The 12,597-nt window shown below is 63.5% G+C and carries 14 protein-coding genes; 4 read left to right on the top strand and 10 right to left on the bottom strand.

Annotation, left to right across the window (positions count from 1 at the left end):
* Positions 1–24 precede the first annotated feature (24 nt).
* The 3 genes from PQR32_RS39405 to PQR32_RS39395 all read right to left on the bottom strand — a co-directional run bounded on the left by PQR32_RS39405 (position 25) and on the right by PQR32_RS39395 (position 4,790).
* Entirely contained in the window at positions 25–1,806 is a 1,782-nt protein-coding gene (locus PQR32_RS39405; protein ID WP_408240483.1) for a S10 family peptidase, read from the bottom strand.
* Between the two features lie 187 nt (positions 1,807–1,993).
* The gene (locus PQR32_RS39400) at positions 1,994–3,172 is read right to left on the bottom strand and encodes a pyridoxal phosphate-dependent aminotransferase (protein ID WP_408240480.1); all 1,179 of its coding nucleotides are present in this window, start codon (positions 3,170–3,172) and stop codon (positions 1,994–1,996) included.
* Positions 3,173–3,308: 136 nt separating this feature from the next.
* Complete coding sequence (locus PQR32_RS39395) at positions 3,309–4,790, bottom strand: RNA polymerase factor sigma-54 (protein WP_408240477.1); 1,482 nt, start codon at positions 4,788–4,790, stop codon at positions 3,309–3,311.
* 498 nt (positions 4,791–5,288) lie between these two features.
* Here PQR32_RS39395 and PQR32_RS39390 point away from each other — a divergent pair, with 498 nt between their 5' ends.
* Entirely contained in the window at positions 5,289–5,630 is a 342-nt protein-coding gene (locus PQR32_RS39390) for a BON domain-containing protein (RefSeq protein WP_408240474.1), read from the top strand.
* A gap of 200 nt (positions 5,631–5,830) precedes the next feature.
* Here the strand turns inward: PQR32_RS39390 and PQR32_RS39385 are convergent, their stop codons facing one another.
* On the bottom strand, positions 5,831–6,283 hold the full coding sequence (locus tag PQR32_RS39385) for a PA2169 family four-helix-bundle protein (RefSeq protein WP_408240471.1): 453 nt from the start codon (positions 6,281–6,283) through the stop codon (positions 5,831–5,833).
* Positions 6,284–6,650: 367 nt separating this feature from the next.
* Between PQR32_RS39385 and PQR32_RS39380 the strand changes: the two genes are divergently transcribed.
* Positions 6,651–6,893 carry a hypothetical protein gene (locus PQR32_RS39380; RefSeq protein WP_408240468.1) on the top strand — a complete coding sequence of 81 codons (243 nt, stop codon included), beginning with the start codon at positions 6,651–6,653 and terminating at the stop codon, positions 6,891–6,893.
* A gap of 91 nt (positions 6,894–6,984) precedes the next feature.
* Here the strand turns inward: PQR32_RS39380 and PQR32_RS39375 are convergent, their stop codons facing one another.
* The 5 genes from PQR32_RS39375 to PQR32_RS39355 all read right to left on the bottom strand — a co-directional run bounded on the left by PQR32_RS39375 (position 6,985) and on the right by PQR32_RS39355 (position 9,681).
* A complete protein-coding gene (locus tag PQR32_RS39375) occupies positions 6,985–7,566 on the bottom strand; it encodes a hypothetical protein (protein ID WP_408240465.1) in 582 nt (193 codons plus the stop codon).
* 94 nt (positions 7,567–7,660) lie between these two features.
* On the bottom strand, positions 7,661–8,005 hold the full coding sequence (locus PQR32_RS39370; protein ID WP_408240463.1) for a DUF1488 family protein: 345 nt from the start codon (positions 8,003–8,005) through the stop codon (positions 7,661–7,663).
* Positions 8,002–8,565, bottom strand: a complete 564-nt coding sequence (locus tag PQR32_RS39365) for a DUF4142 domain-containing protein (RefSeq protein WP_408240460.1) — start codon at positions 8,563–8,565, stop codon at positions 8,002–8,004. The genes PQR32_RS39370 and PQR32_RS39365 overlap by 4 nt, the downstream gene beginning before the upstream one ends.
* A 94-nt stretch (positions 8,566–8,659) precedes the next feature.
* Complete coding sequence (locus PQR32_RS39360) at positions 8,660–9,211, bottom strand: type 1 glutamine amidotransferase domain-containing protein (RefSeq protein ID WP_408240457.1); 552 nt, start codon at positions 9,209–9,211, stop codon at positions 8,660–8,662.
* Between the two features lie 128 nt (positions 9,212–9,339).
* A complete protein-coding gene (locus PQR32_RS39355; RefSeq protein WP_408240454.1) occupies positions 9,340–9,681 on the bottom strand; it encodes a chemotaxis protein in 342 nt (113 codons plus the stop codon).
* Between the two features lie 193 nt (positions 9,682–9,874).
* Here PQR32_RS39355 and PQR32_RS39350 point away from each other — a divergent pair, with 193 nt between their 5' ends.
* Entirely contained in the window at positions 9,875–11,194 is a 1,320-nt protein-coding gene (locus PQR32_RS39350) for a DNA topoisomerase IB (protein WP_408240516.1), read from the top strand.
* Between the two features lie 150 nt (positions 11,195–11,344).
* Here PQR32_RS39350 and PQR32_RS39345 read toward each other — a convergent pair whose 3' ends face one another.
* Positions 11,345–11,638, bottom strand: coding sequence for a hypothetical protein (locus tag PQR32_RS39345; protein ID WP_408240451.1), 294 nt, complete (start codon positions 11,636–11,638; stop codon positions 11,345–11,347).
* A 355-nt stretch (positions 11,639–11,993) separates the two neighbouring features.
* On the opposite strand from PQR32_RS39345, the gene PQR32_RS39340 reads away from it, so the two are divergent.
* Entirely contained in the window at positions 11,994–12,521 is a 528-nt protein-coding gene (locus PQR32_RS39340) for a PRC-barrel domain-containing protein (RefSeq protein ID WP_408240448.1), read from the top strand.
* Positions 12,522–12,597: the final 76 nt, after the last annotated feature.

Below are 12,597 nucleotides of genomic sequence, written 5' to 3'. Positions count from 1 at the left end.
GCGCTGCGAATTCTTCGGAACCCGCTAGCGCGCCCCCGCCGCATAGAAACTCGCCAGATCGCGCTTGAGCGTATGCAATGCCGCGTCGTCGAGATAGATCATGTGACCGGTCGGATAGTAGGCGATTCGCACGTTGGCGCGCAGCGGCCCATCCACGCCCAGATGCGCGAGCGCATATTCAGTCGCATAGAACGGCGTGGCGAGGTCGAAATAACCGTTCACCGACATCACGCGCAATTGCGGATTCTGCCGCATCGCCTCGGCCAGATCGCCCGCCGCGTATGGCACGGGCAGATGCTCACCCCACCATTCGCGATGCTTCCAGTCCCACTGCGTCAACGCTTCGTCGTTGAAGACGCGATAGCCGTCGGCTGGCGTGAAGTGCAGGTCCTGAGCGAAATGCTGATGCAGCGCCGCGTCGAAAGCACTCGAGACGCTGCTTACCGACGCATCGTAATCGGGATGCTCGGATACGCTGTCGAAGTCGAGGCCTTCGAAGCGCGCATCGTAGCGGCCGACGCTGCGCGCCTGATCGCGCAGCAACTCACTCCGATAACGCGACGGATAGAGACGCAAGCGGCTGCGCTTCACATAGGCGACATCGAGGCCGGTGAACTGCGCGACGCGCGCGGCGATCGCGTCGCGCTCGGCGTCGGGCAGTGCGTCGCCTTGCGCGAGCGCTTGCGCATACGGGCCGCGTGCAAACGCGCGGGCTTCGTCGAGAAAGGCCGGCAGACTGGCCGGCTTCGGCACGATCTTGTCGTGATACCAGGCAATCGCCGCGAAGCTCGGCAGATAGCTTTCGCTTTTGAAATCCGAACCTGCCGAGAACGCGGCCGAATCGAGCACCGACGACATCAGGATCACACCGTTGAGCGCGATATTGTTCTGCCCCAACTGATACGCAAGCATCGCGGCGCGCGCGGTCCCATACGATTCGCCGAGCAGATATTTCGGCGAATTCCAGCGCTGGTTCACCGTCAGATAACGGTCGATGAACTGCGCAAACGCGCCGAGATCCTTATCGACGCCCCAGAAGTCTTTACCCGTGCCATGACCGACGACCCGCGACAAGCCCGCGCCGACGGCGTCGATGAATACCAGGTCCGTGGTATCGAGCAGGCTGTCGGGATTGTCGGCGAGCGTGTAGGGCGCGGGCGGCGTGATGTCGGGACTCGCGGTGCGCACCCGCTTCGGCCCGAACGAACCGATCATGAGGAACACGGTGCCGGCGCCCGGCCCGCCGTTGAAGAGAAACGTGACCGGCCGCGTCTGCGGCGTTTTGCTGGCGACGGTGTAGGCGACGTAAAACACGCTCGCGTTGGCCTGCCCAGTCTTGTCGCGCAACAGCAGGTTGCCGGCGGTGGCCGTGTAGTCGATCTTCCGGCCATCGAGCCGGATCGAATGCTGCGTGACCGACGAGGTTTCCGGCGGCACGGGTATCAACGCCGCCTCCGGTTTCGCGTTGCGCTGCGCCGTGCTGCCCGACGCTTCGTTCTGCGCCGTGGCAGCCGGACGTGGCTGGCGAGGCGTGCGCGGCGAGGCCGCGTGTGGCTCGTCGAGCGGTTGGCCGTTCGCCTCCGTGCGTTGATCGGGCTTGCCGCTTACGACGCGTGGCGCCTCCGGCGCCGACACCTCAGTGTCAGCGCTCGCAGCGGCTTCCGGCGAATCGTCCGGTTCAACTGCCGCGCACATCGTGCTGAACGTGGCGAGCGCAAGAAGCACGAGCGCCATCGCCACGAGCGCGGCCGCCATCGATCCTGCCATCAGTGATTGGCGCAACCAGAAGGTGAAGCGAAGCCCCATGAGTTTCCCGACCGAGAGTCGATAGGCGCCGATGTCCCGAAGGTCCAGGCTTAAGACGAACTCGGCGCTCGATTTTTGACGCAAGCATTTGCGGCGTCAATCGAAAACTCGCGAGGACGCGCATTCCTCCCACAACGCATCGCTGCGTGACGCCAATCGAAAAGCAAACGAAACCTTAGCGAAAGGCTCAACGCGCCGGCAATGCACCGACGAATGCCGCGATCCGCTCGCACGCATCGATGAGGCGCGCTTCATCGACGACGAAACCCAGCCGCACGAACCCGTTCGCCGTCTCGCCGAAAGCGCTCGCGTCGAGCAGCGACACGCCCTGCGCGCGAAACAGTTGCCAGGTGAAATCGACCGTATCGAGGCCCGTTCCGCTCACGTCCACCATCATGAACATGCCCGCCTCGGGTAACAGGCATCGCAAACGCGGCACACGATGCAGACGCTCGAACACCACGTCGCGCCGGCGCCGATAGATCTCACGCATCCCGGCGGCGATCCGCGCCTTGTGCTGCAACGCCGTCAACGCGGCCTGCTGGATGAAGCCAGGCAAGCCGTACAGCATCGCAAGCGCGAGCCGCCCCATATGCTCGATCAGCTCCGTGGGCCCGATCGCCCAGCCCACGCGCCAACCCGCCATCGCATGCGATTTCGACAGACTGCCGAGCGTCACGGTGCGCTCCGCCATGCCGGGCAACGAGGCAATGCTCACATGCTCGCGTTCGAACGTCAGCTCGGCGTAGACCTCGTCGGACAACACCCACAGGTCATGCTGATACGCGAGCCGCGCGATACGTTCGAGATCGGCGCGTTGCATGACCACGCCGGTCGGATTGCACGGCGTCGCGAAGAAAATGGCCTTGGTGCGCGAGGTGACGGCCGCTTCAAGCGCGTCGCAGTCGACGTGAAATGCCCGCGCCGGATCGACCGGCACCGTCACGAGCGTGGCGCCCGCCGCGCGCACGCAGGCTTCGTAAGTCAGATACATGGGTTCGGGGACGATCACTTCATCGCCCGCTTCCAGCAGGCACAGCGATGCGGCGAACACGCCGTTCTGCGCCCCCGCGGTCAGGATCACGTTGGCGGCGCTCGCGGCACAACCCGTCATGCGCGTGTGTTCCGCGGCAATCGCCGCGCGCACGGGCTCGCGGCCCGACACGGCGCTGTAGTGCGTATCGCCGCCGCGCAAGGCCTCGATGGCGCGCTCGACGATCGGCGCGGGCGTGGCGAAATCAGGATCGCCCACGCTCAGCACGATCACGTCTTCACCTCTCGCCTCCGCCTGTTGCGCGACACGATGGATTTCCCACGCGGAGGTGCGCCGGCCCTGCAAGCGTTCGACCAGATTCGAGTACTTCATTGCCCCGCCCCGTTTCTCATGGACCCGCCAATGTAAAGGGGCGCGCGCGAAACGTCCAGATACGAAAAAGCGCCACGCGAGCGGACAGCCTCGCGTGGCGCTCGAGCGCTTCCCCGTTTAACCGGGCGCGGCGCGTTTAAAGCTGGCGGCGCAACTCCGCCGGCGGCACCTTCATCAGATGCCGGTACTTCGCCACCGTGCGGCGTGCCACCAGCACGCCCTGATCGGCGAGCATCTTGGCGAGCGTCACATCCGAGAGCGGGTCGCGCGTGTTTTCCGCGGCGATCATTTCCTTGAGCAGCGCGCGCACGGCCGCAGCCGAACACGTACCGCCGCTTTCCGTGCCCAGTTCACGCGGGAAGAAGTGCTTGAATTCGAAAATTCCGCGCGGCGTGGCCATATATTTGTTGCCGGTGGCACGCGAGATGGTGGATTCGTGCAGGCCGAGTTCGTCGGCGACATCGCGTAGCACCATCGGCTTGAGGGCGATTTCGCCGTACTGGAAGAAGGCCTTCTGATGCGCGACGATGCATTCGGCTACGCGCTGAATCGTGTCGAAGCGTTGCTGTGCGTTGCGGATCAGCCAGCGTGCTTCCTGCAGCTGCTGCGCGAGCGGCGAACGGCTCGCGCCGGCCGACTGCGCGAACAGTTCCGCATACATGCGATGGATACGCGCGCGCGGCTGCACCGCCGGGTTGATCGCCACGACCCACTTGTTGCGAACCTGACGCACGATCACGTCCGGCACCACGTAGTTGTCTTCGGTGCGTCCGTAGCTGTTGCCCGGCTTCGGATCGAGCTTGCGTACCAGCGCGCAGGCCACCCGCAGTTCTTCCGCGCTGCAGCCGATCTGCTTTTGCAGTTCAGCCTGCTCACGGCGTGCGAGCCGTTCCAGATGATGTTCGACGACTTGCCGCGCCACCTCGCGCCCCGGCGTGTCGGCGGGCAAGGCATTCACCTGCAGCGACAGGCATTCGGACAACGAACGCGCGCCCAGACCCGGGCGATCGAGCGATTGCACGAGACGCAGCGCCACCAGCAATTCCTCTTCGGTCAATTCCGGTTCGAGATCGACGCTGTCCGCGAGATCGGAGAGTTCCTGGCGCAGGTAGCCGTCGTCGTCGAGCGCCTCGATGATGAAGCGGGCCACCGCGCGGTCACGGTCGTCGAGTCGATAGAGGCGCAGTGAATCATGCAATTGCTCGCGCAAGGTCGGCTGCGAGCGTGCCCATTCGGCGGGGTCGCTGCTATCCGAGTCACCGTTCTGGCGCGTCGAACTGCGGCTGCTGTAGTCGCCGGAGAAGTCGCCCGGCATGTCGTCCTGGCCCGCGCCTTCGAGCGTATCGTTCGCGCCGGATTCAGCCGGCAGCGAATCGGGTTCAGCGGCCGCGACCGTGTCGGTGGCGGGCAGCGCGCCGCCGTCTTCGCCAGAGGTTGCGGTTGCCAGCGCAACGTCTTCCGTCTCCGACGAGTCGTACTCGAGGAACGGATTGGTGTCGAGCGCCGTGCGCAATTCCTGCTGGAACTCCAGAGACGACAACTGCAACAGACGCACCGATTGCTGCAGACGCGGCGTGAGTGCGAGAGACTGCCTTGTGCGTAGTTCAATTGAAGGCATTGTAGTGAGGTCCCGTTAATAGCCGAAAAATGGTAAGTAACCTCCCAAGAGCAACTGTCGTACCACCTCGCGCAACGCCCTGTTTTTTCTACGCTTTGCGTTTTCAGGCCCGGCAATTGCGCAGGCCGCCTGGCGCCTTTTTTACAAGCACCCGGCAAATTCCGGTCCCCGTTGCCGCAAGGCGTCGCGCCTCGTGCCGGCGCTTCGCGGTGCCGTATTCCTCAGCCTAAATACATGTGTCGTAACGGCTTTCCTGCGATGGCAGTCTTTTGACGCCAGAGCGGGCACACCGCTTGCGTCTGAGCACTATGTGGACGGACGCCCGGCCTTGCACGCAACGCGAAAGCGAAGCGCATGCACGGACCGGCATCCGGTGTCGATAACGGGCCCTGACGGAACCGTAGCGGCAACGATCCCACGCGTGTCATCGGCGGTTCCGGCCGCGATCGACCGCAGGCAACAAGACCGCAATTTTCATCAACACCCGAAGGAGAAACCATGAAGACCATCCAACTTTTGAAGACCGCAGGTAGCATCGCTTGTGTCGCTTTCGCACTGAACGCGACGACTGCCATGGCGCAGAGCAGCGCTCCGTCGGCGTCGTCGGAAACCATCGGTCAGCACGTCGACGACGGCACGATCACCACGAAGGCCAAGGCAGACCTGCTGGCTGCCAAGAACGTCAAGTCGACGCACATCCACGTGAAGACCCGCAAGGGCGTGGTGTGGCTCACGGGTACGGTGCCTTCAGCCGACGACAAGGCAGCAGCCGGCGAAGTCGTCGAGGCAGTGAAGGGTGTATCGAGCGTCAAGAACCATCTGAAGATCGCTGCCGAATAAGAGCAGCCGGTCGCCGCGGGAAGTGCCGGCTTCGGTTGGCGCTTCCCGGCGCTTCTGGTTCAGGAAGCAGAAAAGCCATCCGCACCGCGGATGGCTTTTTTATGTGCGACAGGCTTCCAGATTGAAGCCCGCTGCGGTTGAGTAGGAGCAAGTAAGAAGAACAATCGGCGCCCTATCGAGCGCCGATTGCTCAGCGACTTTTAACGCTTGGCCGCCGCATATTGATCGCGCAGATCGCGCACGCGGTCATGATTTTGCAGTACGCCTTGATACTGCCGCTCGACGATCGCCCGCACATCCGCCGGCAATTCCTTTTCGAGTGCATCGTGATAGCGCTTCTTCGCGACGTCCTCGCCCTTCTCGCACTCGGCCAGGATCTCGTGGTCGCTGCGATCCGTCACGGCCGACTTCACGTCGACCCAGCCGCGATGCAGCGCGCCGCTCATGCTGCCGCCCGTTTCGGGCTTACCACCCAACCCCTGAACCGCGTCCTGCAGCTCACGCGCGCCGCGCGTGCAGTCTTCTGCACGTGACAGGAACAGCGTTTTCAGCTGCGCGTCATGCGCATCTTCGGCAGCCTTGCGAAAGCCCTTCTCGCCGTCCTTCGACGTTTCGACCAGATCGTTCAGCACGGAAACAACGTTCGTAGCCATTCAATACCTCCAAGGGTTTCGTTAGTCATGGAATCCGCCGCCGGAAAGCCGTCGCGCTTTTGCCAGGCGCTCGGCCCTCCAACGATGGAGTTCATGGATCTATTCGCACGACGCGTGCCCGACGGCTATCGCTGTGAACGTATTGCGCGCTGCGTCGACGAGCCCTTGCAATCTTGCCAGCGCGCGTAAATGTTGCCCGCGCGAGGCCTCTCGACTGCCCGCAAAGCCCCGCGTAGCGGGCTCCCAATCGATGGCACAGCGGTTGCTTCGTATGCTCCGCCCAGCACGCGTGCAACGCAACAACACACTGCAAAACGTGCCATGCATTGAAAACAATGGGCAGGCAACAACGACAGGGAGTATCACCATGAAGATCAGGAGCGCAGAATTTTTAGCCGCCGTCGCGATCATCACCTCGGCGGCCGTGATGCAGATTCGCGAACATGGGCAAGTGCGGGAAGCGCCGTCGTCGAATGCTGAGGCAACGTCCCCTTCATGTGGCGTGACGCATGACGGATTCGTGCCGGCCGCTTGCGAACCCACGCGCGACGAGCGGCAGGTGGATCGCGCGCCGCAGCCGCGACGCAATGCGCCGCAAGTCTGGGTTTGAGCAGAGGGTTGAGTACCGACAGGCACAAAAAAACGGCCCGATTTGATGTCGGGCCGTTCTGCTAGTCACCGCAGCGAAAACATGCGTCAACTCAAGCGCTCCTCTCGCTGAACTCACCGAGCGGCACCGGTTGCTTCAACGGATCGAAGTCGGCCCAGCGTCCCTGCTGCCAGCGTCCGCTCGCCCGCTCGATTGCCATGCCGCCTGCTTCGCGCAAAACGCGCGCGGCATCGAACTGATTGTCCGGCGAGACGTGCACCGCGACCAGCACGCCGGAATCGCGCGTCTCCTCGTGGAATGCCGAACGATGGCCTGTGTGACCGGCGTCTCGCGTTCGCGACATCGCCCCGACCAATGAGCCGACATACGCGCCGACGCCCGCGGCAATCAAGGACACGATGATCGGCGCGGAGAACGCCGCGAAAATCCCGACGCCGACCACGGCGCCGACTACCGCGCCGATGGTGACGCCCATGCCGGCACCTTTGGGCGCGTCCCTTGCGCCGGCGTCGGTGCCGGTGTCGCCGCCGATCGGATAACGCGCGTGCTGACCACGCGGATTGACGAAGAACAGCGTGACGTCTTCCTCGACGAAACCTGCATTGAAGAGCTTGGCCGCCGCATCTTCGGCGGCGGGAAACGTCGTAAAGCGTGCTGCGACGATGAGTGACATGAGGCCTCCTTGCATCGTTGGATAGCGTTTGCGGACCATGCCGCCGCTTTTCGCCGCGCCATACGGCGCGCGCCAGCGACAGCACGCGCCGGCACTACGCCGTGGTGCCGCGATCCGGTTCCATGCCTTCCACTCTGAACAGTCCGCTATGCAACACTACGCCTTCACCGTTGTTCTGGTCGAGCGCTTCCGCGCAAACCGAACGGATACGTTGACGGCCTTTGTCGAAGGCCGCCATCAGTGTGGCTTCCAGGGCGGAATCGGCGCCGAAATGATCCTCGAGCGCCTCGGCGGTAATCGTGCATACGACCGGGTCGCCGTCCACCCGCGCCATGAAGCGCACGGTCAGATTCGCTCCGTCGAAGACCGGCTTGTCGTCGGAAAAAGTGATCTGCATAAGGGAATCCTCATAGGCCGGTCGCGGCAGGATCGCGTTCATGGCGAACCCTTCATTGTGCCGGCAAGTTGCTGTGCCATCGCGAGATGATGTTTGATGGTCGGCAGTGCATGCTGGGCCGCAGCCTTGAGTTGCGCATCGGTGCCGCTGGTGCTTTCCTGCTGGAACAGATCGACTGCTCGCTGATGCGCTTCCACCCCAACCTGCTCGACGTAGGCCTGATCGAATTCCTTGCCCTTGAGTGTCTGGAGTTTGCCGACCAGCGCGGAATCCGCCGACGGCGTCGAGGTGAAGCCCTTCTTCGAGACGAGTGCCGCCATGCCGTGCGAGAGTTTCGTGTGATCCGTAATCATCTGCTGCGCGAACTTCTTCACGTGCGGATCGCTGGAATTCTTCAGCGCGACCTTGCTGGCCGCGATTTCGGTGGCGTCGGACTGTGAGGCGTCCTGCACGAATTGCTGATCCGCGGGCGAAAGCTTCGTGCCACTGACGGGCGCGTCGCTCGCCGGGGCGTCGCTGGCTTGCGCGTAGACCGCGCCGATGGACGCCGCGCTCAAACTCACCGCGACAGTCATCGCTTGTAGGGAATACCGGAATTTCATGCATTTTCTCCCAGGTCGACGGATACACCGATGCGGAGCCGGTGAGAGGTGGCGCGGCATTGTTCCAATGCGCACGCCCCGCTCGTCGCTCCGCTCATGCCGCCTTGCGCTTCGACAATTGCGCAATGAGCGTTCTGTTAAAAGCCGGCAGGTCGTCGGGTTTGCGGCTGCTAATCAGATTGCCGTCCTCGACCACTTCCTGGTCCACCCACGTGCCGCCCGCGTTGCGAATGTCGTCCTGCAGGCTCGGCCAACTCGTGACCGTGCGGCCTTTGATGATGCCCGCCGACACCGGCAGCCACGCCCCATGACAGATCACCGCGATCGGCTTCTTCGCCTTGTCGGCTGTCTTGATGAAGGCTTGTGCCTGCGGCAGCAGACGAATGGCGTCGCCATTCACCACGCCGCCTGGCAATACCACGGCGTCGTAGTCGTCCGCGCTTGCCTTGTCGAACGTCACATCGACTTCGACGGCGTCGCCCTTGTCCACGTGCTTGAAACCCTGGATCTTGCCCGGCTTGGCGGAAATGACGTGCACCGTTGCGCCTGCTTCAGCCAGCGCGCGTTTCGGCTCGATCAGTTCTGCCTGCTCGAAACCGTCCACCGCGAGTACCGCCACCTTGTAACCATTCAGCGTGCTAGCCATGCGTACTCTCCTTCCTGTAAGTGCCGGGCCTGGCGTGCTGCGCGGCCCGGCCCTTCATTAGCCTTTAACTGCCTTTGAGTCAGCAAAAGACGTGCCCATGCGTCCAGCGAAAGACCGCGCGAGGCCGGTCAAAGACCTTGTGGGTCATCGTCGAGGCCGTCGTCGTCGTTAGCCAGCGGATCGATAACGCGATCGGGCTCGATATCAGCGTCCGGCACCAGTGTCGAATCGCCATCGGCAGCGGCGCGTTCACCCGTACCGGCACGGTCCGTATCGCTACCGAGCTCGCTGTCGCCGGTTTCGAGCGCGTGATTGTCCAACTCAGTATCGACGTCGAACTCATGACGCTTCGCGCCGGCAACGTCGCTGCCGCTATCGGACGAATCGCTCGGACCGAGCGCGCCGGTCGTGCCGGCGGTTTGTTTGACGACCTGTTGCGGCTCTTCATCGGGATTCAGGGTGCTGCTCATGGCGCTCTCCTTGGTTGGTTCGGTTCATTCAGTACCCGTAGCGAGGATTCGCAAGGACTGTTCCGCCCGTTCACGAAGCAACCTGAAGCAGCCATACGCGCCACGCCAACGGCAGCGCCGGGCATCACCTTTGCTTGCAGGCACAGTCACCGGCGCAAAGCGCGCCCTCTGCTTGAAACTTCTACCTGCGACGATGGCTGCCACGACTACTCCGATTCAACGCCGCCCTGAACGCGCGGACGACGACAACGCGAAACCGCCCGCACCCGCCGCCATGCCGCCGGGCTTGCGCCATGCCGACGATACGAAACCCGGCATCACGCGTCAGCGTGAAAAAGACGGCTTCGCGTATTTCGATGTAGCGGGCAAACGCATCGACGACGAAGACGAAATCAAACGCATCAACGCACTCGCGATTCCACCGGCTTATGAGGACGTGTGGATCTGCCCGGATGCGCGCGGCCATATCCAGGCGACCGGCCGCGACGCGCGCGGCCGCAAGCAATACCGCTATCACCCGCGCTGGCGTGAAACGCGCGACGCCGACAAATACGAACGCATGGCCGAGTTCGGCCGCGCGTTGCCGAAGATCCGCGCCCGCGTCGCCCGCGACCTGCATCTGCCGGGCATGCCGCGCGACAAAGTCATCGCCGCGATCGTGCAGTTGCTCGACTCAACGCTGATCCGGATCGGCAGTGTCGAATACGCGCGTGACAACCAGTCATATGGTTTGACGACGTTGCGCAAGAAGCACGTCAAGATCGAAGCCGGCCAGTTGCGTTTCAAGTTCCGCGGGAAGAGCGGCATCGAACACGACGTGACGGTCAACAATCCACGCGTCAAGCGCATCGTGCGGCGTTGCGCCGACCTGCCGGGCCACGACCTGTTCCAGTATCTCGACGAAGACGGCACGCGCCGCACCGTCGGCTCCGCCGACATCAATGACTATCTGCGGCGTGCGAGCGGTGCGGATTTCACGGCCAAGGACTACCGCACGTGGGCCGGCAGCGTCTACGCCCTGGCCGCGCTGCGCCGCCTGATTTGCAGCAGCGCGGCGGAAGCGCGCCGTCATATCGTCGCGACCGTGAAGGATGTGGCGGCGTTACTGCGCAATACGCCGGCAGTGTGCAAGCGTTGCTACATTCACCCCGCGGTGATCAGCTCGTTCGAAGCGGACGAATTGCAGAGCCTCGCACCCGCTCAATCGCGCCGTGGGCTGAGGGTGGACGAACTCGCATTTGCCGCATTGCTTGCACAAGCCGAGAAACGCGTGGCGAAGCTTGCGCGGCAGGCTGGCGCGAAAGGCCGCAAGGCGCGCGAATCGGCGGTGGCGGAAAGCATCGACGACTCGATCACCAGTTTGCTGAAGAAGTCGCGCGTGGTGCGCAAAGCAGCGGCGGCGAAGGCCGATGCAAAGGCTGGTGCGCAAGGTGCCCGGCGTGCGGCCGCCCCTCGGGTTGCGGGCGTACGCGCGGCGGGTGCGTCGCGTGCAGCGAAACAGGCGGCGCCTTAACAGAGCCGCAACTCAGGGCTCGTCACCGCCTCTGCCTGCTGGTGTTCTTGAGCAAGAGAGACGAGCCGCACGCTCCTTTCGCATCGATACAACCGGAGCAGTGTGTCTGTAGTTGCCGACGTTGCCCTCTGCTCCGAAATTACCGTGCGCTCACTGACCTTTCGTGTCGCTGCTGGCGTCCGCGCCGGGCATATTGGTCGAATCGGTCTTCGGCTTCTTCATCTTCGACTTCGACATGTGATTCGATTTCGAGCCAGTGGAACTCATCGCTCCCGATGTGGGTTGTCCATCCGTGGTCGGTGCCGCGGTCGCCGCGCCGTGAGCGTTGCCTGAACCGCCGGTGCCGCTGCCGCCGCCGTTACCGTTGCCGCCGCCCGCTTGCGCGAACACCGCGCCCGATATGGCGACGAGCGCCGACACCAGCAATGCTTTCGTATATTTCATTAAAGTCTCCGAGGATAGGATGGACAGCGTGCGTACGTCACTGATTGCGCTGCTGCCAACTTATTCAGCAAGGGCTATACCTCATAGCGCGGCGCGCCGCCGGCCTGACGGCAGGCCACGCCACCGCCCGACCCTTAGCGCACATTTCTCAATTCTCCTCGTCTATTCAGACGAAATATTTTCAAACACGTCAGCACGCTTTACGCGTTCAGCGTGACGCTCCACACGCGTTCTTTGCAAACGCACGCAAGCTCGACCATGATCACAACCACTGCGCCGCAGCACGCCGTGCGGAATTTGAAGGAACGCGGGTTGCTCAAGCCTTGCACACACTTACCTGTAGAGGAGGCTCATCATGCTGAACCAGACACAGACACAAGCCGGCATGCGGCAAGACCAGGGCGCGCGAATCGTCGGCAAGGGCAGCGCGACCGCGGACGGCCCCGGCCCGGACGTGATGGCCGCGTCCACGCTCGATGGCAACAAGGTGCTCAGCAGCGACGGCGAGGACATCGGCAAGATCAAGGACATCATGCTCGACGTCGGCTCGGGCCGCGTTGCGTATGCCGTGCTCTCGAGCGGCGGTTTTCTCGGGATCGGCGACAAGCTGCTCGCGATTCCCTGGCATGCACTGACGCTCGATACCGGGCGCAAGTGCTTCGTGCTGAACATGACCGCTGAGCGCGTGAAGAACGCACCGGGCTTCGACAAGGACCACTGGCCATCCATGGCGGACCAGACCTGGGCCACATCCGTGCATCAGTACTATGGCAGCGAACCCTACTGGGGCCGCGATTCGTACTCGCGTCGCGACGACTACGGCGTGGGTGACATTCCGCCCGCGTCCTCGGACGCGCCGGAGGCTGGCGGGCTGAAGTTGTAACGCAGGCTCCAAACGGGCGCGGGTGGCCGCAAGCGGTCACCCCCGCCCATACGCCCCCAAAGCCCCCACGCCGGCC

Source organism: Paraburkholderia dipogonis (assembly GCF_046027395.1).
In the GTDB taxonomy this organism is placed as follows: Bacteria; Pseudomonadota; Gammaproteobacteria; order Burkholderiales; family Burkholderiaceae; genus Paraburkholderia; species Paraburkholderia dipogonis_A.
Note: the sequence above shows the minus strand (reverse complement) of the source record. Positions and strands in the feature narration are given on the sequence as shown.